This window comes from Streptomyces sp. TLI_105 (assembly GCF_900105415.1).
Taxonomy (GTDB): Bacteria; Actinomycetota; Actinomycetes; order Streptomycetales; family Streptomycetaceae; genus Streptomyces.
This window is the reverse complement of the sequence record NZ_FNSM01000001.1, coordinates 6824351-6844996: the sequence shown is the minus strand read 5'-3', so window position 1 is coordinate 6844996 and position 20646 is coordinate 6824351. Positions and strand designations below refer to the sequence as shown.

Here is a 20646-nt window from a genome sequence, read left to right as displayed (position 1 = left end):
CCGCAGGCCGCGCCGCCCCGGGGCCGGGTGGCGGGTGGCTCGGGTGCGCGAGGTCGGGCCGGGAGGGGTTGGTCGGACCTGTCGCTGCCCCGGAGCCGGGGTCAGACCTGGAGGTCCGGCCCTATCCGGTTGCGTACCGCCGCCTGGACCTCGACCTCTTCGGCCGGGTCGGCGGCGAGGCGGCGCAATCGCTCGGCGACGCGCACGTCACCCGTCTCGGCGTGCTGGGCCGCGACCTCGCGGGTGGTCTCCTCGCAGTCCCAGAGGCATTCGACGGCGAAGCCGGTCGCGAAGGTGGGGTCGGTGGCGGCGAGGGCGCGGGCCACGTGGCCGCGCAGCCGGGAGGAGGTCGTCTCGCGGTAGACGTGGCGCAGCACGGGTGCCGCGCAGGCGATGCCGAGGCGTCCGGCGCCGTCGACGAGGCAGGCGAGCTCGGGGGCGTCGGGGCCCTCGGAGCGCACGGTGTCGCGCAGGGCGCCGAGGACGAGGCCGGCGTCCTGGGCGGTGCCCCGGCAGGCGAGGACCTCGGCGGCGGCCGTCCCGAGGGCGTCGGCGCGCCGGACCCACGCGCGGGCGCGGGCGACGGCGTCCTCGCCGCACATCCGCCGGTAGGCGGCGACGGCGGCGTCGGCGACCTCGCGGGAGTCGCCGTCGGCCGCGGCCTCGACGAGGTCGAGGACGGCGGGGTCCTGTGACTCGGCGAGGTGGTGCAGGGCGGCGCCGCGGGCTCCCGTGGCGCCGTGCCGGGCGGCGGCGAGGAGCTCGGGCCGGTCCTCGGGTCCTGCGACGGCGGTCAGGCAGCGGGCGGCGGGGCCGTGGAGGACGGCTCCGCGCTCGTACCCCTCCTGCGCCCAGTCGAGGACGGCCCGGACGCTCCAGCCGGGGCGGGGCCCGGCGGGGCGCATCTGGCGCTGCCAGCGGTCGAAGGAGCCCTGTTCCTGGGCGGCCCTGACCCGGGCGCCGACGGCCTCGCGCGGGTCCTCGGCCCACAGCCGCCAGGGGCGGGGCTCGAAGGCGTCGCGGACGGTGCGCGCCAGCTCGGCGTCGCCGTCCGCGTCGGCCGGGAAGCGGGCCAGTACGGGCAGGGCGAGCGCGCGGAGTCCGGCGTCGTCGTCGCGGAGGGCCAGCTCGTCCAGGGCCCAGGCCCAGTTCGCGCCGGTCGCCGCGTACCGCCGGAGCAGCAGCAGGGCGTCCTGGCGTCCGTAGGAGGCGAGGTGCCCGAGGACGGCGAGCGCGAGCCCGGTCCGGGACTCCTCGGTGTCGAGGTGGTCCTCGGCACCCAGGAGGTGCGCCTCGATCTCGTCGAGACCTCCGTGGAGGTCCAGGTAGAGACGGGCGTAGTAGAGGGAGCGGTTCTCGACCTGCCAGTCGTGGCGGGGGTCGTCGAGAACGCAGTGGTTGAGGGCCGCGAGGGCCTCGGCGCGTGGCGCGGCGAGCGCGTGCAGGGTGCCGTCGCCGCGGCCCCGCTGCAGCAGGCCGAGCAGGGTGCCGCTCGGCGCTATGACTGGATCGAACATGGGAAGACGCCTCACATCAAGCTGTCGACACGACCGGGGGATACCGGGGGGAGCCGGGTCGGGCGGTACGTCGCCCGTACGCCTAGGCCGTGCGGCAACATTCGGGGCCGCTCGTCGTCGTCGTTCGCCTGCCAGTGACCATCTTCCTCAGCCTCTCGTCGGTGGCCCGTTTTGCCGGGCCCGACGTCATGATGACCCACCCATTTCGCCACCGCGACCACATTTACGACGCTGCTCCCACCTGGGGTTCAGCCGCCGTTCACCTGGATCCGAAGAGCTCCAGGAGTTCGGTCTTGCCGAACATGCGGGCGGTGTCGAGCGCTGACGGAGTCCCTGCCTCCGGATTGGCGCCGGCAGCGAGGAGGGCGCGGATCACGGCGTCCTCACCCTTGAAGACGGCGCCGGCGAGCGGGGTCTGGCCGCGGTCGTTGGGGCGGTCGGCCTCGGCGCCGCGCTCCAGGAGGGCGGTGACCGCGGCGGCGTGGCCGTGGTAGGCGGCGAGCATGACGAGGGTGTCGCCCTTGTCGTTGGTGAGGTTCGCGGGGACGCCCGCGTCGACGTAGGCGGCGAGGGCGTCGGCGTCACCCGTGCGCGCGAGGTCGAAGACCTTCGACGCCAGCTCGACGACCTCGGGGTCCGGAGTCTCGCTCATCGGGTGGAACCGCCTCTCTCCTGCGTTGTCGGCCTGTGCACGGCAAGCGCGGCCGTACGGGTGAATCGACAGGGTACTGCCCGTCCGGCGACATGACCGCGCCCGCCCGAGGCAAAGATCACGTCGTCCCGCCCCGGAATCCGCCCTTAGCGCACGCCGGGCATTTCGCCACCTGGCGAGGCGTCCGGCGTCCGCCGGTCAAGTGAAATCAGCCGCTTTTCACCCTAATGCACCTTTAATCACATAGATACTTGCTGTGAATCTGGAAGAACTCATGGTGACTGTCCCCTCAACCAGGAGAACAACCAATGATCCTGTCCATCTCAGGCGTGGTCCTGCTCGGCATCATCTGCTTCCTGTTCTTCAAGAAGGACGGCATGAAGGCCTCACACGCCCTCGTCAGCTCACTGTTCGGCTTCTACCTCGCGGGCACCGCCATCGCCCCGAGCATCACGGCGGGCGGCCAGAGCCTCGCCGGCCTCCTGGGCGGGATCAAGTTCTGACGCCCTTCAGTCCCTTCCACCGATTCAGGAGTACTTCGTGGCCCGGCGACCACTCCCCCGCATTCTGAGCAGCGGCAGCGCACAGATCGCTCGCAGTCGAGAGATCGCGCGCACGGCCGCCGACAGCGCCACCGACGTGCTCCATCCGCTGATCACGGTCTCCCGTGGTCTGCGGAAGCTGGCCGCGACCGCGCGCGCCAAGTGGGCCGCGACCCCCAAGGAGCGGCGTGGTCCCACGCTGCTCCTGGTCGCGGCCTGCGTCCTGGTCGTCGCCCTCATGCCGTACGGGCCGCTCCTCGCGCTCGTCCTGCTCATGGCCGTGGCCGCCTGGCTGGGCCGGGAGCGCCCTGTCGTGAAGACCGGGCCCGACGACACGGAGATCGCCCGGCTCAAGGGCCTGTACGAGGCGCTCGTGCCGTACTTCTCCGTGCCGGAGGACCCCGCACCGCTCTTCGCCCACGGCGGCGAGTGGAGCAGCGCCTTCGGGGAGTACGCCTTCGACGAGGACGGGCGGCCGACCCGGCTGAAGATCGCGTACCCCCCGTACTTCACCGACGGCGAACCGGCCGCCCGCGCCCGCATCGAGCAGCTGCTGCACGCCAAGTCGGGGCGCGGCCGCGAGTACCGCTTCGACTGGGACGAGGAGGGCAACCGGCTCGTCATGAGCGTGCTGCCCGCCCTGCCCACCACCATCGCCGCCCAGCGCTTCGTCACGGTGCCGGGCGAGACCGTCCTCGGGTTCACCGACGCCGACGCCGTGCAGCGGACCGTGCCGGTCGTCTCGGCGGACGGCACGGAGGACGCGCCGGCCGTCGTCTGGCGCACCGGCCCCCGCTCCACCGAGCCGCACCTGCTCGCCGTCGGACAGCCCGGCAGCGGCACCACCTCCCTGCTGCGCTCGATCGCGCTCCAGGCCCTCCCCCACGGGGACGTGCTGATCGTCGAGGGCGGCGGCACCGGCGAGTACGCCTGCCTGACCGGCCGCGCCGGCGTCCTCGCGGTCGAGTGCGGGCTCTCCGGCGCCCTCGCCACCCTGGAGTGGGCGGCGCACGAGACGGAGCGGCGGCTGATCGCCGCGAACCGGGCCCGGCAGGCCGGACAGCCCGCGCCCGAGGACACCCGCCGTCCGCTGTGGATCCTGCTCGACCGGCCGAGCGTCCTGGGCCACCTGGCCGCCGCCGACGGCCGCCCCGACCCGCAGGAGCTGCTCCAGGTGCCGCTGCGGCACGGGCGCACGGCGCAGGTCACGGTGGTGGTGGCCGAGCAGTTCGACAGCACGGAGACGCTGAGCGAGGCGGTACGGACCCACACCCGGGCCCGGATCGTCCTCGGCCCCGCCGCCCCGGAGCAGATCGCGGCCGTCCTCGGCGCCCGGCCGCACACCACGCCGACGCCCGAGGTCCCGGCGGGCCGTGGCTACGCGCGCCTGGGCGCCGGTCCGGTCCTGCGGCTCCAGGTGCCGGCGACGCCCGACCCGTACGACGACGCGACGAGCGAGGCGCACCGGCAGGCGGTCCTGGACCTGCTCCCGGAGCGCCGCGCGATCACGGCCCCGGCCGCGCCCGCGCACCCGCCCGTGGTCACGGTCAAGCCCCCGGCCCCGGTCACGTCCCAGGACACGGTCACCGTCAAGACCCCCGCCCCGGTCACGACTCAGGACACGGTCACCGTCAAGACCCCGGCCCCGGCCGTGATCACCTCTCAGGACACGGTGACGATCTCGGCCTCCGCGGTCGAGACGGTCCCCGCCTCGGCCCCCGAACCGGCGCCGGCGCCCCGCGCCGAACCGGACTCCGGCCCGGCCCCGTTCCACACGCCCGTCCCGGCGGAGGGCTGAGAAGGACGGACCACGACGGCAGGAGGGCCCCACGCGCGCGTGGGGCCCTCCTGCCGTCCCTGTGGGACCGCTACGCCACGAACGACCTCGGCGGCTCCGCTCCCCCGCTGCCCGCGCCGGACTCGACCAGGCGGGCCGCGGCGGCCAGCCGGGCGGCCGCCTCGTCGGCGACCGGGCCGCCGACCGTGAAGGGCAGCCGGACGAAACCCTCGAAGGCGCCGTCGACACCGAAGCGGGGGCCGGAGGGCACACGGACGCCGACCCGCTCCCCCGCCTCGGCGAGCCGGGAGCCGGACAGGCCACCGGTGCGGACCCAGAGGGTCAGACCGCCGCGCGGGACCGCGAACTCCCACTCCGGGAGCTCCCGGCGGACGGCGGCGACGAGCGCGTCCCGGTTCTCCCTGGCCTGCTCGCGGCGCAGGCTCACAGCCTCCTCCCAACCGCCCGTCCGCATGAGCCAGTTCACGCCGAGCTGCTCCAGGACGGGGGTGCCGAGGTCGGCGTACGCCCGCGCGGCCACCAGGGAACGGATGACGTCGGGGGCGGCCCGGACCCAGCCGATGCGCATGCCCGCCCAGAAGGCCTTGCTGGCCGAGCCGACCGTGAGGACGGTGGCGCCCGCCGGGTCGAAGGCGCAGACCGGCCGGGGCATCTCCAGGTCCTCGTCCAGGTGCAGCTCGGCCATGGTCTCGTCGACGACGAGGACCGTGCCGGCCGAGCGGGCCGCCTCGACGAGCTGCCGCCGCTGGTCCTCGTCGGCGAGCGCGCCGGTCGGGTTGTGGAAGTCGGCGACGACGTACGCGAGACGGGGTGCCGCGTCCCGCAGCACCTGCCGCCAGCGGCCCAGGTCCCAGCTGCCGAGGCCCTCGGCCATGGCGACGGGCACCAGCCGGGCGCCGGCCGAGCGCATCAGCTGGAGGATGTTGGCGTACGAGGGCGACTCGACGGCGATCCGCTCGCCCCGCCCGGCGAAGAGGTGGCAGATGGCGTCGATGGCGCCCATGGCGCCGGTCGTGACCATGATCTGCTCGGGCATGGTGGGGATCCCGCGCGCGGTGTACCGGTCGGCGAGCATCTGCCGCAGCGCGGGCAGCCCGGCCGGGTAGTCCCCGTGCGTGTGGGCGTAGGGCGGCAGCTCCTCCAAGGCGCCCTGGACGCCCCGGGTGAGCCAGGGCTCGGGCGCGGGCAGCGCCGCGCAGCCGAGGTCGATCATCGAGCCGAGGGACTCGGGGGGCAGCGGTTCGAGGCCGCGCGCGGGCAGCGGGTTCCCGGCGGGCACGGCGGTCCAGCTGCCGGCGCCGCGCCGCGACTCCAGGAAGCCTTCGGTGCGCAGCGCCTCGTAGGCCGCGGCGACCGTGGTGCGGCTGACGGTGAGCGCGAGGGCGAGTTCCCGCTCGGCGGGCAGACGGGCGGCGACCGGGACGCGGCCCTCCAGGACGAGCAGCCGGATGCCGTCGGCCAGGGCGCGGTAGGCGGGCGGCTTGCGGGTGCCGGGGCCGGCGGGCCGGGGCTGCTGTGCCTGGAGCTGCCGGGCGAGCTGGGCCGGTCCCACCGCCGAAGTCCACTGAGCCATGGAAATCAGTCCACCTTCCTCGAATTGGCCATGGGCGAGATCCGATCCCCCGCCACAGAGTGTCATGAGTCAGTCCACTACCACCACCTTGGGGGGCAGTTCCTTGTCCATCGCCTCCGGCCTCCACGGCCGGCACCTCGCCCGTCGGCTCGTCCAGCTGTACGTCGGACTGACGCTGTACGGGGCCAGCTCGGCGCTGCTCGTGCGCAGCGGGCTCGGCCTGGAGCCCTGGAACGTCCTGCACCAGGGCCTCGCCGAGAAGACCGGGCTGTCCATCGGCGTGGTGTCGATCGTCGTCGGCGCGATGGTGCTGCTGCTGTGGCTCCCGATCCGGCAGCGGCCCGGGCTCGGCACGGTCTCCAACGTGTTCGTGATCGGTCTGGCGATGGACGGCACCCTGGCCCTGGTCCCGGACGTCCACGGCCTGGTCGGGCAGGTGCCGCTGCTCGTGCTCGGCATCGTCCTCAACGGCGTCGCCACCGGTCTGTACATCGCGGCGCGGTTCGGGCCCGGCCCGCGCGACGGCCTGATGACCGGTCTGCACCGGCTCACCGGCCGGTCCATCCGGCTGGTGCGGACGGCGATCGAGGTCGTGGTGGTCGCCACCGGCTTCCTGCTCGGCGGTTCGGTCGGCGTCGGCACGGTCCTGTACGCGCTCGCGATCGGCCCGCTCGCCCAGTTCTTCCTGCGCTGGTTCGCCCTCCCGGAGCCGGACTCCGACAGCGCGGCACCCGCCTCCGAGACCGCCCCCGGTCTCGCGACGCCCACCCCCGGGCCCGTCTCCGGTCTCGCGACACCCGTCCCCGAGCCCGCCTCCGGCAGCGCCGTGCTCACCCCCGAGCCGGGCTCCGTCCCCTCCTCGGTCGCCGCCGGGACACCGGAAGGCGCCATACTGCGGCCGTGACTCGCGTACGCCACCCCTATCTCGACCACCCCTCCCCCCTCGCGTTCGCCCATCGCGGCGGCACGGCGAACGGCCTGGAGAACACCGCGGCCGCCTTCCGCCAGGCCGCCGCGGCGGGCTACCGCTACTTCGAGACCGATGTGCACACGACGTCCGACGGGGTGCTCGTCGCGTTCCACGACGCGACCCTCGACCGGATGACGGACGCCTCGGGCCGGATCCGCGACCTGCCGTGGGCGGCGGTGCGGGAGGCCCGCGTGGCCGGCAAGGAGCCGCTGCCGCTCTTCGCCGACCTCCTGGAGGAGTTCCCCGAGGCCCGCTGGAACGTGGACCTCAAGGCGGAGTCGGCCCTCTATCCGCTGATCGACCTGATCCGCAAGAAGAGGGCCTGGGACCGGGTCTGCGTGGGCTCCTTCACCGAGTCCCGGGTGGCGCGGGCCCAGCGGATGGCCGGTCCGCAGCTCGCCACCTCGTACGGGGTGCGCGGGGTGGTCGGGCTGCGGCTGCGCTCCTGGGGGATCCCGGCGGCGGTGCGGGCCGGGGCGGTTGCGGCGCAGGTCCCGGAGCGCCAGGCCGGGGTCCCGGTGGTCGACCGCCGCTTCGTGCGGGAGGCGCACGCGCGCGGGCTCCAGGTCCACGTGTGGACGGTGAACGATCCCGCCCGGATGAACTCTCTCCTCGACCTGGGAGTCGATGGCATCATGACCGATCACCTGGAGACGCTGCGCGGCGTGCTCACCGATCGGGGAGCGTGGATCTGAGCCGCGTCCCGGCCACGGGGACGAACGAGGAGGGCGCGGCCGTGACCGCTGACACCATCGAGCCGGAGGAGCACGCCGCCGGTCCCGCCGAGCGGCGGCGCGAGCAGCGGGGCTGGTACTTCTACGACTTCGCGTGCTCGGTCTACTCGACGAGCGTGCTCACCGTCTTCCTCGGGCCGTACCTGACCTCGGTGGCCCGGGCGGCGGCCGACGCCGAGGGGTTCGTGCACCCGCTGGGCGTCCCGGTGCGGGCCGGCTCGCTCTTCGCGTACGCCGTGTCCACCTCGATCGTGGTCGCGGTCCTGGTGATGCCGCTGGTGGGCGCGGTGGCGGACCGGACGGGCCGGAAGAAGCCGCTGCTCGCGGCATCGGCCTATCTGGGAGCGACGGCCACGGCCGGGATGTTCTTCCTGGCGGGCGAGCGCTACCTCCTCGGCGCGTTCCTGCTGATCGTGGCGAACGCCTCGCTGTCGGTCTCGATGGTGCTCTACAACGCCTATCTGCCGCAGATCGCGGAGCCGGACGAGCGGGACGCGGTCTCCTCGCGCGGCTGGGCCTTCGGCTACACGTCCGGCGCGCTGGTCCTCGTCCTGAACCTGGTCCTCTACTCGGGGCACGACTCCTTCGGCCTCACGGAGGGCGAGGCGGTCCGCGTCTGTCTGGCCTCGGCCGGTCTGTGGTGGGGCGCCTTCACGCTGGTGCCGCTGCGCCGGCTGCGGGACCGGCGGGTCCGCCCGGAGGGGGCCGAGCGGTCCGGCGAGGGCGCGGTCGGCAGCGGCTGGGGCCAGCTGCGGGCCACGCTGAGGGACATGCGCCGGCATCCGCTGACGCTCTCCTTCCTCCTCGCGTACCTCGTCTACAACGACGGCGTGCAGACGGTGATCTCGCAGGCCTCGATCTACGGCTCGGAGGAGCTGGGCCTCGACCAGACGACGCTCATCACGGCGGTCCTGCTCGTCCAGGTGCTGGCGGTGGCGGGCGCCCTCGGGATGGGGCGACTCGCCCGGTCGTACGGCGCCAAGCGGACGATTCTGGGCTCGCTGGCGGTCTGGACGCTGATCCTGGCGGCGGGGTACTTCCTGCCGGCCGGCTCGCCGGTGTTCTTCTACTGCCTGGCGGCCGCGATCGGTCTGGTCCTGGGCGGCAGCCAGGCCCTGTCGCGTTCGCTGTTCTCGCATCTGGTGCCGCGCGGCAAGGAGGCGGAGTACTTCTCGGCGTACGAGATGAGCGACCGGGGGCTCAGTTGGCTGGGTCCGCTCGTGTTCGGTCTCGCGTATCAGCTGACCGGAAGCTATCGGGATGCCATCATCTCCCTGGTGATCTTCTTCGCCGTCGGCTTCGCGCTGCTCGCCCGGGTCCCGGTCCGGCGTGCGGTGGAGGCCGCGGGGAACCCGATACCCGAGCGTATTTAGACGTGGCGATGAAAGGGCGGTAGTGTACGCGTTTGGCCTGCCAGGCGGACCGTTACTGCGTGCTGCTTTGGTGAAGACACCGGGTCACATCTGCCGTCAGATGTGACAAAACGGGCACTGGTGGGTACAACAAGGGGCGGCACGACGGGCGACGCATGACCCGGCACGGGAATCTTTACCGCCGACCGGACGTTGACCGGATAACGACGACAGCGACACCTGTCCTGTGGGCGACAAGCCCGGGAGGCACGATTCATGAGTGAGCGAGCTCTTCGCGGCACGCGCCTCGTGGTGACGAGCTACGAGACCGACCGCGGCATCGATCTGGCCCCGCGCCAGGCGGTGGAGTACGCATGCGAGAAGGGACATCGTTTTGAGATGCCCTTCTCGGTCGAGGCGGAGATTCCGCCGGAGTGGGAGTGCAAGGTCTGCGGAATCCAGGCACTCCTGGTGGACGGGGACGGACCTGAGGAGAAGAAGGGCAAGCCTGCGCGTACGCACTGGGACATGCTCATGGAGCGCCGCACCCGCGAGGAGCTGGAGGAGGTCCTCGCCGAGAGGCTGGCCGTCCTGCGCTCCGGCGCCATGAACATCGCCGTGCATCCGCGCGACAGCCGCAAGTCCGCCTAGCGGACCGCCGCAACAGCACTACGCCGCGGGGCCCGGTACACATCGTGTACCGGGCCCCGCGGCGTTCCCGTGCCCCGCTCCCGGAGGAGGCGGGGCACGGGCGTGCGATCAGGACGTCAGCGGCGGACGGGGTCCCTCGGGCCGACGGGGGCCCTGGGGCGCGTCCTCGCGGATGACCTCACCCTGGACCACCTTCCCGTCCGGCCGGTGGATACGGGCCTGCTGGAAGGCGTCCTGGAGGCTGCCGGGGGATGCGGCGTCCATCCGGCGCTCGACGGCCTTCTCCGCGTACCGTCCGAGGAACGAGCGGACCTGCGGGATCAGCAGGAGCAGACCGGCCGCGTCCGAGAGCAGGCCGGGGATCATCAGGAACAGGCCGCCGAGCATCAGGAAGCCGTTGCGGTCGTCCGCGCCGGCCCGGTCGTCGGGCGAGGGCGCCACGCCGGTCCGCGCGGCCGCCTGGGCCTGCTGGAAGGTCGAGGTGAGGTTGCGGAAGGCGCGGCGGCCCGCCCGCTTCACGACGGCGGCGCCGAGCACGGCACCGCCGACGAGCAGGGCGAGGACGGTCAGTCCGCCCGCCACGTCCGCCACCACCGTGAGCAGCCAGATCTCCAGGACCAGCCAGGCGGCGACGCCGAGCGGAAGGAACGTACGCGCGCGTGAGCGCTTGGGGGCGAGGGGAGGCGGTGCGCCGGTCGTCATGGACCCCAGTGTGCCTGGCGCCCCGCCGGAACGTCGTAAAGGAAGGATCAGTGCGGAAGGAGCCGTACGGACGTCAGGAGGGCTTGCGGCCGAGCAGCTTGCCGACCTTCTCCGCACGCGCCGTCAGGCCCCAGCCGGTGACCCGCCACAGCGCCTCGACGACGATGTTGCGGCTCATCTTCGAGTCGCCGACCTCGCGCTCCACGAAGGTGATCGGGACCTCGACCACGTGGAAGCCCGCGGCGACCGCGCGGCGGGCCAGGTCGACCTGGAAGCAGTAGCCCGCCGAGGCCACGTCCTCCAGGCCCAGGCCCTCCAGGGTCTCCTTGCGGAAGGCCCGGTAGCCGCCGGTGACGTCGCGGATCGGCACGTCGAGCATCACGCGCGAGTAGAGGCTGCCGCCCCGGGAGATGAACTCGCGGGACTTCGGCCAGTTCACGATCCGGCCGCCCGGCACCCAGCGGGAGCCGAGGACCAGGTCCGCGCCCTTGAGGGCGGTGAGCAGCCGCGGGAGCTCCTCGGGCTGGTGGGAGCCGTCGGCGTCCATCTCGACGAGGACGCCGTAGCCCTGCTCGATGCCCCACCGGAAGCCGGCGAGGTAGGCGGCGCCGAGCCCCTCCTTGCCCTTGCGGTGCAGGACGTGCACGTGGTCGTCCTCGGACGCGATCTCGTCCGCGAACTTTCCCGTGCCGTCGGGGCTGTTGTCGTCCGCGACGAGAATGTGCGCCTCGGGCACGGCTTCCCGCACCCGCGCCACGATCGGCTTGATGTTCTCCGCCTCGTTGTAGGTCGGAATGATCACCAAGGCCTTGCCGAGCGGGCCGTAACGCCTCTGGCCACCGTCGTTCACTACTGCCCCTTCGGATACATACGCAGGACCCCACCATAGCGAGGTCCCCGGCGTGCTCCGGCGCGGCGGGTCGAGTGGTGCGGGTGACAGACCGGACGGAAGGGGCCACAGGGGCGGGTGACGTGCGGTGCGGGGCCCGGCGTCCTTCGGTCCGACCTGGGATCCGCTGGCTGCGGGTCGACCGAGAGCCGTTGTCTACTGAACGTCCGGGCCCCACCCGGGTCGCACCTTCCGCCGGGGAAGCCTTCCCTCGCGGCCGAGGCGCGGGCGGCGTTCGGGCACGGCGTGGGGGCGGTCCGGTCGGACGTCCTGTGGTGGACGCGGTGAACCTACCCGCCCCCGGCGGGCGACTGTCAACACCGACTTGACCTGCGGAGACTCTCCAAAAGGCCAGGCCGGAGGGGAGAATCCGCAGGTCGGGGACAGGCGTGCGGGACGGTGGTCAGGGTCCGAAATATCCCTGTATCAGTCGTTCGGCCGTACGAACACCGTCTGCCCGTACACCACCGTCCGCAGGCAGACGGGAAGATCGACACCGGGCGACAGATCGGGCAGACCGGGCGTTCCGGAGCGCGGGTCGGTGGACCAGCGGGCGACCCGGTCGTCGGGTGCCTGGACGACGAGCTCCTCGGTGCGCCAGACCGCGTAGTCGGCGGGGGCGCCGGGGACCAGCGTCCCCGCGTCGTCCCGGCCCACGGCCCGCCAGCCGCCCCGGGTGTGGGCGGTGAAGGCGGCCCGGGCGGAGATCCGGTGCTCGGGGGTCCGGTGGAAGGCGGCGGCCCGGACGGTGCCCCACGGATCGAGCGGGGTGACCGGACTGTCGGAACCGAAGGTCAGCGGCACCCCGGCGCGCAGCAGCGCGGCGTACGGGTTGAGGGTGCGGGCCCGCTCGGCGCCCAGCCGGTCGGCGTACATGCCCTCCTCGCCGCCCCAGAGGGCGTCGAAGGCGGGCTGGACGGAGGCGGTGAGTCCCAGCTCGGCGAAGGCGGCGATCGTCTCGGGGGTGAGCATCTCGACGTGCTCGACGCGGTGCCGGGCGGCCCGGATGCGGGCCAGACCGAGCTTCTCGGCGGCGGCCCTGACGCCCTCGACGACCGCGGTCACCGCCGCGTCCCCGATGGCGTGGAAACCGGCCTGGAGGCCCGCCTCGGTGCAGGCGACGACGTGCAGGGCGATGGTGGCCGCGTCCAGGTGGGCCGAGCCGCTGTGCCCGGCGTGGTCGGCGTACGGCTCGTGGAGGCAGGCCGTGTGGGAGCCGAGGGAGCCGTCGGCGAACAGGTCGCCGGCCGCGCCGAGGGCGCCCAGGGCCCTCGCCCGCTCGACGTCGAGGTCGGCCCAGTAGCCCACGACCCGGGGCCCGGCCTCCTCGCGCGCGAGGTCCAGGAGTCCGGTGAAGTCCTCCTCGGAGGAGATCTGCGGACCGCCGCACTCGTGCAGGGTGCCGATGCCGAGGGAGGCGGCCCGCAGCCGGGCGGCGCGCTGCGCCTCGGTGCGCTGGAGCGGGGAGACGGCGGCGAAGGCGGCCGCGCGCACGGCGTGGTGGGCGTCGCCGGTGAGCGGCCGCTGCCCGTCGTGGAAGCCGTCCAGGTCCCGGATGCCGGGCACGAGGTCGAGGAGGGCGGTCGTGACGACGGCCGAGTGGACGTCGATCCGGGTCAGGTAGAGCGGGCGGCCGCCGGTGAGCTCGTCGAGCTCGGCGCGGGTGAGCGGGCGGCGCTCGGGCCAGCGGGAGGCGTCCCAGCCGTGGCCGATGAGGATGCGGTCCTCGGGGCGGGCGGCGGCGTGCGCCCTGATCAGTCCCGCGGCCTCGGCGAGCGAGGCGGCGGAGGACAGGTCGAGCCCCGTGAGGGCGAAGCCGGTGGCGGTGGTGTGCACGTGCGCGTCGACGAACGCCGGGGTGACGAGCGCGCCCTCCAGGTCGACGACCTCGTCCACGCCGGACGCGAAGGCGTCGGCCGCCCCCTCCGAGCCCACCCAGGCGACGTGACCGCGCTCCACCACCATGGCGGTGGCGAAGGGGTCGGCGGGGCTGTGCACTTCTCCACCGCGCAGCAGCACGGTGCGGTGGTCGCCGGGAGACGCAGGAGGCATGGACTCACTCATGGCACCAGGCTAGGACCTGCCGGGATGTGGTTTGTCCGGCAGGTCCCCTTGATGGCGCGTCGGCCCCCGGGCGCCGGGGCCCGGCGGCCGGGTGCGTCAGATGCGGGGCGGTCTGGCCTCGTACGGGGTGGACAGGACGACGGTCGTGCGGCTGGAGACCCCGGCCTGGGAGCGGATGCGGCTGAGCAGGTGCTCCAGCTCCAGCGGGGTGGCGACGCGGACCTTGAGGATGTAGTTCTCGTCGCCCGCGACGCTGTGGCAGGCCTCGATCTCCGGGATGTCGGCGAGCCGGTCGGGGGTGTCGTCGGGGGCGCTGGGGTCGAAGGGTTTGACCGAGATGAACGCGGTGAGCGGCAGGCCCACGGCCTCCGGGTCGACGACGGCGGCGTAGCCGCGGATGACCCCGCGCTGCTCCAGCCGGCGGACGCGCTGATGCACCGCCGACGTGGACAGGCCCGTGGCCTTGCCCAGGTCGGTGTAGCTCATGCGCCCGTCCTTGACGAGCAACTCCACGATCTGACGATCCAGCTCCTCCATGCGGTGACCCTATTGCTCCGCGGGGTCGGGGGCACAGTCGGGGGCGGCCCGTATGGGGCGCTATGGGCTGTCACGGGGCACCTGCGACAGGCATGTGACGAACGCCACAGGTTTGCGCCCGGCCCGGGGTGCCGCCTCACGGTTATGCGGAGTTCCGCATGGGAAGTGCTTGCTGTGGTCGGGGCCGTACAGATCCGGCCGACCCAGCCAAGGGGGAGATTCCCAATGCAGGAGCCTGTTGAATCGGTCGACACGTCCGACGAGCTCGACGCGTACGACACCTTTGAGATGTTCCGGGTCGTCTGCCCGGAGTGCGTGCAGCCCATCGCGCTGCTCGCGGACGAGGACGCGCTGCCGGAGCACGCGCTCTGCCCGTCGCCGTGGAACCCCTTCGTCCTGACGGTCTGCCCGGGCACGGGCCTCCCGGCCGCCGAGGCCCGCCCCGCCGACGACGTGCTGGGGGTCCAGGAGCAGGACACCGCACTGCTCCTGACGCTCCCCCAGGGACTCGACTGGCGCACGCAGCCCTTCTCGCACGTCGGCGGTCCGGGCTCGCGTCCGATCCGGGTGCCGCAGATGCGGCGCGCGGCCTGAGCCGGCCGGCTACCAGTAGCTTCCCCGCACCATCGCCGCGAGCGTGGCGTGGTGCAGGATCAGGCCGTCGGGGTCACCGGGCACCTCGACCTCGCCGAAGTGGGCCTGGCGGTACGCGATCCTGAGCATCACGATCGCGTGCCGCAGCGCCGCGTAGAGCGTGTGGAACTCCATGTCGCGCGGGGTGTGGCCGGTCAGTTCCGCGTACCGCCGCTCGACCGCGTCGCGCCGCAGGAAGTCGGGCAGCCCCGGCTGGCCGAAGCCGACGGTCAGGTCCTGGAAGAAGCGGTGCAGATAGACGGTCCAGCCGAGGTCGACCTCGCGGGGGACGTACGCCGCCATCTCCCAGTCGAGGACGGCGGCGGGGGTGAACCCGTCGTAGACGATGTTCCCGATGCGCGCGTCGCCCCAGCCGAGGACGGCGGGCCCCTCGTCGGCCGGCCAGAGTTCCTCGAGCCGGTCGAAGGCCGACTCGATGAGCGGTGAGGGCGCGAGCCCCTCCACGACCCACGCGTAGTAGGCGCGTTGGGCGTCGACGTGCCGGCGCAGGGGGCTCCCGGCGCCTTCGGGCAGCAGGAACTCGGCCTCCTTCGCGGGGAACTGGTCGTGCAGCCTGGCCAGTACGGAGACGGACTCGGCCTCCAGGCGGTCGCGTTCGGCATCCGTGGCGGCGTGCAGCCAGTTCCCCTCGTACGTGTAGGGCATGACGTCCGGCGGGACGCGGCCCTCGGCGCGGGCCATCACGAAGAAGGGGGCGCCGAGCGGTTCCGGGTCCTCCTCCAGCCAGAGCACGCGCGGCACGGGGACGTCGGTGTGCTCGCCGACGAGGCGCATCACCCGGTGCTGGCGCGCCATGTCGTAGACGGGGAAGACGGTGTACGCGGCGGGGTCGGCGGCGAGCCGCAGGGCGCAGCCGCGCACGGGGGCGTCCGGGTGGTCGAGGTCGAAGAGCAGGGTCTCGCTGGACATGCCGTTGGAGCCGGGGACGGCGAGGCCGGTGACCCCGGCGCCGGGCAGGTGCCGGTCCAGCCAGGCGGTGAGCCGCCGGCCGAGTTCCTCGGGGTCGCGGGTAGTGGTACGGGGGCGCGGGGCGGTGGCCAAGGGGCGCTCCTTCTTTTTCGGGGGCTCGGTTCACCTCGCCGGTCCTGCGTCTGGCGTTCTCGTGAGCTAAGCGGTGAGGCCGCTGGGGTCGTGGCGGCCGAAGGACCCGTGCTCGAAGATGCCGTGGCCGGTGCGGCCGTCGAGGGTGAAGCGGGCGGCGTGGTCGGTGACGCCGTAGGCGGCCATGGGGTGGGCGGCGGGGTCGGAGAGGTCGTAGACGCTGCGGTCGGTCCAGCCGCGGCCCTGCCAGGTCCCGTGCTGCCAGTCGGTGGCGGGCGGGTAGCCGGCGCCGACGGCGAGCGGGGAGGAGGCGAGGATCTCGACGCCGATCTCCAGGGGTTTTCCGGCCGGGTCGGTGAGGTGGACGGTGGCCCGCTCGGGGTGGCGGGTGCCGGGGCGGTACGTGATCTCGGTACGGGGCCAGCCGAGCTGGGTGTCGCGGTGGCCGTTCCGCACGAGCAGGGCCTCGTTGAGGGTGCGGTAGCCGTCGGCGTCCTCCTGGGCGATGACCATGAGGAAGCGGTCCTCGAAGCGCATCGGGATCCAGAGCCAGTGGAAGCCCTCGGGGCGGAACTCCGCGGCGCGGCCGGGTTCCTCGCCGGGGAGGGGCCGGACGCCCCAGCTGCGGTCGCGGGTGCCGGTCCACTCCCCCGCCGTGACGGTGAACTCCTCGCCGCCTGCCCTGATGGTGCCCGCGCAGTGTCCGGCCTGGACGAAGCGGCGGCCTTCCAGGGTGAGTCGGCCGCCGTGGCGCTGGATGTGGTGGGGCTCCCAGACGGCGGGGAAGTCGCCGGTCCAGGTGAGGTCGAAGGAGAGCCCGTCCGGGTCGTCGGGGTCGGCCGCGCAGTGCAGGGAGAGGCGTCGGAGGGGTTCGTCGACGGTGATGGTCAGCGGGCCGACGGAGAGGTTCATCCGGTCGTCGCCGAGGGCGTCGGAGGCGCGGACGGCGTGCAACCGGTCACCGGTGCGCAGGGTGGCGTAGGCGTCGACGACCCCGGTGTTGGGGTAGACGCCGAGACCGGCGATGAGCAGGGCCCGGCCGGCGTGGTCGAAGACGTGGAAGATGCACCGGTCGTAGGCGTTTCGGTCGCCGCTGACGTGGTGCTTCATCGAGAGCGGTGCCTGGTGCACGGGGTATTCGTCGAGCGCGACGGGCCGGTCGTCGTCCACGGCTGACCTCCTGAGCGGCGAGTGGGATCTGACGGTACGTCAGTTCTCGTTCGGGGGGCCAGAGTCGTGCACCGGGTACTGGGCGAACTTCCGCTCGAATCCGCTCGGCGGTGACCCCGGCCGCTGGGGCGCGTTGGTCCGGGCATGACCACGCTGTACACCACTCCCAGCGGTTACGGTCGGCACCGGCAGGCCGAACCGCGCGGTGAAGAATCGGTTCCTCGGTCGCCGTCGACGGAGCCGGCACCGACCCCGGCCCCGGCTCCCGCCCCGGCGTCGGCACTCGCCCCGGCGCCCGCGCCGACCCCCGTGCCCGTCCCGGTCCCCGTACCGGCGCAGGGGCAGGGACAGGGACAGGCGCAGGTGAAGCCCCCCGTCCCCGCCGACCCGCCCATCTACCGGGACGTGCTCTCCCTCTGGGCCAGCCAGGGCCGCACCCTGCCCGGCCACCGCGACCAGGAGTGGACCAGGCTCGCCGCCGGACCGGTCTGGGCGGACCGCACCGTACGCGTCAGCGGGACTCTGGTCCGACCAGGTGACGGGCGATGACCACGCGCTGGATCTGATTGGTCCCCTCGACGATCTGGAGCATCTTCGCCTCGCGCAGATACCGCTCCACGGGGAAGTCCGCCGTGTAGCCGTAGCCGCCGAGCACCTGCACCGCGTCCGTCGTGACCCGCATGGCGGCGTCCGTGCAGAAGAGCTTGGCCATCGCCGCGCGCCGGCCGAAGGGCCGCCCCTCGTCCCGGAGCCGCGCCGCCTCCAGGTACAGCGCCCGGCCCGCCTCGATCCGGGTCGCCATGTCGGCGAGCAGGAAGCGGAGCCCCTGGAAGTCGGCGATCGGCCGGCCGAACTGGCGGCGCCCCTTCGCGTACGCGACCGCCTCGTCCAGGGCCGCCTGGGCCAGCCCCACGGCACAGGCGGCGATGCCGAGCCGCCCCGAGTCCAGGGCGTCCAGGGCGATCGCGAAGCCCTGCCCTTCCCCGCCCAGCCGCCGGTCGTCGGCGACCCGCACCCCGTCGAAGTGGAGCTGCGCGGTCGGAGAGCCCTTCATGCCCATCTTCCGCTCGGGAGGGGCGGCACTCAGCCCCGGCGCGTCCCCCGGCACCAGGAAGGCCGTGATGCCGCGCGCGCCCGGCCCGCCGGTACGGGCCATGACCGTGTAGAAGTCCGCGATCCCGCCGTGGGTGATCCAGGCCTTGGTGCCGTCGACGACCCAGTCCTCGCCGTCCCGGACGGCGCGGGTCCGCAGGGCCGCCGCGTCCGATCCCGCGGAGGGTTCGGAGAGGCAGTACGCGCCGAGGAGACCGCCGCCCAGCATCGCGGGCAGGTGCGCGGCCCGCTGCCCGTCGGTGCCGTAGCCCGCGAGCGCGTGGCAGGCCAGGGTGTGGACGCTCGCGCCGAGCCCGACGGTGAGCCGGGCGGCGGCGAGCTCCTCCAGGACCTGGAGGTAGACCTCGTACGGCTGACCGCCCCCGCCGTGCTCGGGGTCGTACGGCAGTCCGAGCAGCCCGGAGCGGGAGAGCAGCGTGAACAGCTCGCGCGGGAAGCGGCCGGCGGCCTCCTCCTCGGCGGCGCGCGGGGCGATCTCCCGCCGGGCGATGTCACGCACCAGGGAGAGCAGTTCCCGGGCCTCGTCGGTGGGCAGCCGGCGTTCCACGCCGTCCGCGGCGCTGTCGGTCATGGCCGGACGCTCCTCCCTTCCGGGCGCGGGCGCGCGCGGAGTGCCGAGATCGCGGGGAGTATGCCCGTTCCGGCCCGGAGGATCACACGGGCGCCGGGGATGCACACGGTTGCCGGGGGTCGCACGGACGCCCACGGCGGCCGAGCGGACGCCGGGGCGCACCCGGCTGCCGGGGCCGCGCGGAGGCCCGTGGGTCGTGACCGTCTCACATGAGGCCCGCCCGGGTGACGAGGAGGGCGAGCAGGACGACCAGGGTCCAGCCGAGGACGTGCTCCAGGATCTTGGGGCCGTCGTCGCGGGGGCCGCCCGTCCGTGCGCGGACGAGGAGGCGGGAGTGGGTGGTGGAGGTCATGCCGACCACCTTGCGACACCGGGGCGGCCCCGGGGTAGAGACGTCGGTCACGTCCCCCGGGGCCGCCGATCCGCGTCAGCCGATGCCGAGGGCCTCCAGTGCCTTGCGCTGGACGGCCGAGGGGCGCTCGGGGAAGTAGAGGTAGCAGACCCCTCCTGTGCCGGACACCACTTTGCCGCTCGCGTTGTAGCGCTTGGTGCGCAGCCAGATGTTCTCCAAAGGGGAGGGCGCCGCTTGCCGTGCGACGCCCTCCCGCACAAACACGCAGGTCAGAGGCCCGTCCGCGCGAGGCAAATCGAGCGCGGACGCGCTGGTGCTGACCTGGTGCCGACTTCCGCCGGCGTCCGTTCCGGTCCGCTCGGGTGCGTCGTGCTGGATCGGTGCCGACCCCGTGCCCTTGGTCGCCCGACAGAGCTCCGCCCGCTTAGCGCGGTCGTCATTCCCTATTACTGCCCTTGCGGGAATCCGAAGCGGGCATAGAGGGGCGGCGGACCGGATTACCCACCTCGGGCTTTGTGCGGGTACCGAAGAAGCTTTCGGCGGGGGCGGAGTGTCCGTTCCCGGGGGCCGGGGGTGAGTCTGGGGGCGCGGACGCCAGGAGGGAGTCGCAGTAGGTCGCGACGTCCTTGGCGTCAGCCGCGGCGACCAGGCGCTGCCGGGCCGCCGCTTCCATGGCTTTGCCCTTGTCCGGGGATTTCTCGTATGCACGGCAGAGGGCCTCGTCCGACCGAGGCAGGTGGGCCTGATCGTGGGGAACGCGGGGTGTGGGGACTCCGTGAGCGGCCGGCGGACTTGAATCCGGGGACTCGAACGGTGCGATCACAGGTTCCTTGGACGGCTGCGGAGCAGAGGTGCTGCGGCGGGGTTGGGGGTCGCGTGCCTCCATCTCGTCGGAGGGGCTGTGCGACGCGGCCGCGGCGAACGCCACCCCGCCCAGGGTCAGGCTCGCGGCCAGGGCCGCGAGCGAGGTTTTCAGCGAGCGTCCCGTGCCACGTTCCGGTACGGGACGCCAGTCATCACGGCGCCTGGTGCGCCGGGAGATGTGCAGGCCCGTGTCGCGGGCGGCACGGAACGCGGCGACGGCCGCGCGGGCCGCGGCATCGTCCACGTCCCTGGGGCGCAGGGCAGCGGCCAGTGCCGCCTCGACGTCGTCGTGTTCCCGCATACCGTTCTCAGCACTCATCCCAGCAGTTCCTTCGCGAGCCGCCTCAGTCCGCGGTGCGCGGCGGAGCGCACCGCTCCCACCCGCTTGCCCAGCACCCGGGCCGACGCGGGTCCGTCGAGCCCGATGACCACCCGCAGCAGCACAGCCTCGGCCTGGTCCGGGGGGAGCGCCGTGACCAGGGCCAGCGCCTCGGCGGTGGACATCGCCTCAAGGGCCTCGCCGGCCGTCTCCCCCGGGGCGGGCAGATCGAGCACGTCCTGTTCGAATGGGGTCGTGAACGGTCGGGAGCGCAGGCGCCGCAGGTGGTCCAGCGCTCGGTGGCGGGCGATGGTCGCGGTCCAGCCGCGAAACCCCGCCCCGTCTCCGCGGAACCGCGCCAGGTCACGGGCTATCTCGAGCCACGCGTCGGAGGCCACGTCCTCGGCGGACTCACCGACGAGCCCTCGCAGATACCCCAGAAGCCCGGGCTGCACGATCCGGTACACCTCGGCGAACGCCTCGTCGTCACCGTTCTGCGCACGTTCCACCGCATGCTGCAGAGTGGCGTCGTCCACCCTCAAAGAAATCTTTCCCTGGCCTTCCCGCGTCGCGCTGCCCAG

At 73.5% G+C, this 20646-nt stretch carries 21 protein-coding genes and 1 pseudogene; 8 read left to right on the top strand and 14 right to left on the bottom strand.

The features are described from left to right. Positions 1-101: 101 nt before the first annotated feature. Together BLW86_RS31345 and BLW86_RS31340 are read right to left on the bottom strand one after the other, a co-directional pair. Complete coding sequence (locus BLW86_RS31345) at positions 102-1517, bottom strand: hypothetical protein (protein WP_093877145.1); 1416 nt, start codon at positions 1515-1517, stop codon at positions 102-104. Positions 1518-1776: 259 nt separating this feature from the next. Beyond that, on the bottom strand, positions 1777-2169 hold the full coding sequence (locus BLW86_RS31340) for an ankyrin repeat domain-containing protein (RefSeq protein ID WP_093877144.1): 393 nt from the start codon (positions 2167-2169) through the stop codon (positions 1777-1779). A 308-nt stretch (positions 2170-2477) separates the two neighbouring features. Here BLW86_RS31340 and BLW86_RS31335 point away from each other — a divergent pair, with 308 nt between their 5' ends. Beyond that, positions 2478-2672: a hypothetical protein gene (locus tag BLW86_RS31335; protein WP_030691317.1), complete on the top strand. Its 195-nt coding sequence runs from the start codon at positions 2478-2480 to the stop codon at positions 2670-2672. Between the two features lie 37 nt (positions 2673-2709). Continuing rightward, positions 2710-4509 (top strand): hypothetical protein, encoded by a 1800-nt coding sequence (locus BLW86_RS31330; protein WP_256341477.1) that lies wholly within the window; start codon positions 2710-2712, stop codon positions 4507-4509. 70 nt (positions 4510-4579) lie between these two features. Here the strand turns inward: BLW86_RS31330 and BLW86_RS31325 are convergent, their stop codons facing one another. Then, positions 4580-6082: an SCO1417 family PLP biosynthesis transcription factor gene (locus BLW86_RS31325; RefSeq protein ID WP_093877143.1), complete on the bottom strand. Its 1503-nt coding sequence runs from the start codon at positions 6080-6082 to the stop codon at positions 4580-4582. Between the two features lie 103 nt (positions 6083-6185). On the opposite strand from BLW86_RS31325, the gene BLW86_RS31320 reads away from it, so the two are divergent. The 4 genes from BLW86_RS31320 to BLW86_RS31305 all read left to right on the top strand — a co-directional run bounded on the left by BLW86_RS31320 (position 6186) and on the right by BLW86_RS31305 (position 9789). Then, the gene (locus tag BLW86_RS31320; RefSeq protein WP_371129629.1) at positions 6186-6986 is read left to right on the top strand and encodes a membrane protein YczE; all 801 of its coding nucleotides are present in this window, start codon (positions 6186-6188) and stop codon (positions 6984-6986) included. After that, the gene (locus tag BLW86_RS31315) at positions 6983-7747 is read left to right on the top strand and encodes a glycerophosphodiester phosphodiesterase family protein (RefSeq protein ID WP_093877142.1); all 765 of its coding nucleotides are present in this window, start codon (positions 6983-6985) and stop codon (positions 7745-7747) included. Before BLW86_RS31320 ends, BLW86_RS31315 begins: the two co-directional genes overlap by 4 nt. A gap of 41 nt (positions 7748-7788) precedes the next feature. Then, positions 7789-9159 carry an MFS transporter gene (locus BLW86_RS31310; protein ID WP_093878962.1) on the top strand — a complete coding sequence of 457 codons (1371 nt, stop codon included), beginning with the start codon at positions 7789-7791 and terminating at the stop codon, positions 9157-9159. A gap of 255 nt (positions 9160-9414) precedes the next feature. Next, entirely contained in the window at positions 9415-9789 is a 375-nt protein-coding gene (locus tag BLW86_RS31305; RefSeq protein ID WP_015032218.1) for an RNA polymerase-binding protein RbpA, read from the top strand. A gap of 108 nt (positions 9790-9897) precedes the next feature. Here BLW86_RS31305 and fxsA read toward each other — a convergent pair whose 3' ends face one another. The 4 genes from fxsA to BLW86_RS31285 all read right to left on the bottom strand — a co-directional run bounded on the left by fxsA (position 9898) and on the right by BLW86_RS31285 (position 13981). Then, positions 9898-10491, bottom strand: a complete 594-nt coding sequence (gene fxsA, locus BLW86_RS31300; RefSeq protein ID WP_093877141.1) for an FxsA family membrane protein — start codon at positions 10489-10491, stop codon at positions 9898-9900. A 73-nt stretch (positions 10492-10564) separates the two neighbouring features. After that, entirely contained in the window at positions 10565-11341 is a 777-nt protein-coding gene (locus tag BLW86_RS31295; protein ID WP_093877140.1) for a polyprenol monophosphomannose synthase, read from the bottom strand. Positions 11342-11806: 465 nt separating this feature from the next. Next, positions 11807-13444 carry an amidohydrolase gene (locus BLW86_RS31290; RefSeq protein WP_093877139.1) on the bottom strand — a complete coding sequence of 546 codons (1638 nt, stop codon included), beginning with the start codon at positions 13442-13444 and terminating at the stop codon, positions 11807-11809. A gap of 96 nt (positions 13445-13540) precedes the next feature. Continuing rightward, on the bottom strand, positions 13541-13981 hold the full coding sequence (locus BLW86_RS31285; RefSeq protein WP_017242178.1) for an Lrp/AsnC family transcriptional regulator: 441 nt from the start codon (positions 13979-13981) through the stop codon (positions 13541-13543). 225 nt (positions 13982-14206) lie between these two features. Between BLW86_RS31285 and BLW86_RS31280 the strand changes: the two genes are divergently transcribed. Next, positions 14207-14575: a hypothetical protein gene (locus tag BLW86_RS31280; protein WP_093877138.1), complete on the top strand. Its 369-nt coding sequence runs from the start codon at positions 14207-14209 to the stop codon at positions 14573-14575. Between the two features lie 9 nt (positions 14576-14584). Here the strand turns inward: BLW86_RS31280 and BLW86_RS31275 are convergent, their stop codons facing one another. Next, positions 14585-15676 carry a phosphotransferase family protein gene (locus BLW86_RS31275; RefSeq protein WP_093877137.1) on the bottom strand — a complete coding sequence of 364 codons (1092 nt, stop codon included), beginning with the start codon at positions 15674-15676 and terminating at the stop codon, positions 14585-14587. A gap of 66 nt (positions 15677-15742) precedes the next feature. Beyond that, complete coding sequence (locus BLW86_RS31270; RefSeq protein WP_093877136.1) at positions 15743-16846, bottom strand: Rv3169 family protein; 1104 nt, start codon at positions 16844-16846, stop codon at positions 15743-15745. Between the two features lie 144 nt (positions 16847-16990). On the opposite strand from BLW86_RS31270, the gene BLW86_RS44115 reads away from it, so the two are divergent. Further along, positions 16991-17395: a hypothetical protein gene (locus tag BLW86_RS44115; RefSeq protein WP_371129628.1), complete on the top strand. Its 405-nt coding sequence runs from the start codon at positions 16991-16993 to the stop codon at positions 17393-17395. On the opposite strand, the gene BLW86_RS31255 is transcribed toward BLW86_RS44115, so the two are convergent. The 5 genes and pseudogenes from BLW86_RS31255 to BLW86_RS31245 all read right to left on the bottom strand — a co-directional run bounded on the left by BLW86_RS31255 (position 17358) and on the right by BLW86_RS31245 (position 20607). Further along, the gene (locus BLW86_RS31255) at positions 17358-18530 is read right to left on the bottom strand and encodes an acyl-CoA dehydrogenase family protein (RefSeq protein WP_093877135.1); all 1173 of its coding nucleotides are present in this window, start codon (positions 18528-18530) and stop codon (positions 17358-17360) included. The two genes, BLW86_RS44115 and BLW86_RS31255, sit on opposite strands and share 38 nt — an antisense overlap. A gap of 205 nt (positions 18531-18735) precedes the next feature. Then, a complete protein-coding gene (locus tag BLW86_RS41130; protein ID WP_107466152.1) occupies positions 18736-18882 on the bottom strand; it encodes an SCO1431 family membrane protein in 147 nt (48 codons plus the stop codon). A 75-nt stretch (positions 18883-18957) separates the two neighbouring features. After that, positions 18958-19101 (bottom strand): annotated as a pseudogene (locus BLW86_RS41605) (peptidase C39 family protein); the annotation flags it as partial. A 217-nt stretch (positions 19102-19318) separates the two neighbouring features. After that, positions 19319-20065, bottom strand: a complete 747-nt coding sequence (locus BLW86_RS31250; RefSeq protein ID WP_143060287.1) for a hypothetical protein — start codon at positions 20063-20065, stop codon at positions 19319-19321. Then, entirely contained in the window at positions 20062-20607 is a 546-nt protein-coding gene (locus BLW86_RS31245) for an RNA polymerase sigma factor (protein WP_093877133.1), read from the bottom strand. The genes BLW86_RS31250 and BLW86_RS31245 overlap by 4 nt, the downstream gene beginning before the upstream one ends. Positions 20608-20646: the final 39 nt, after the last annotated feature.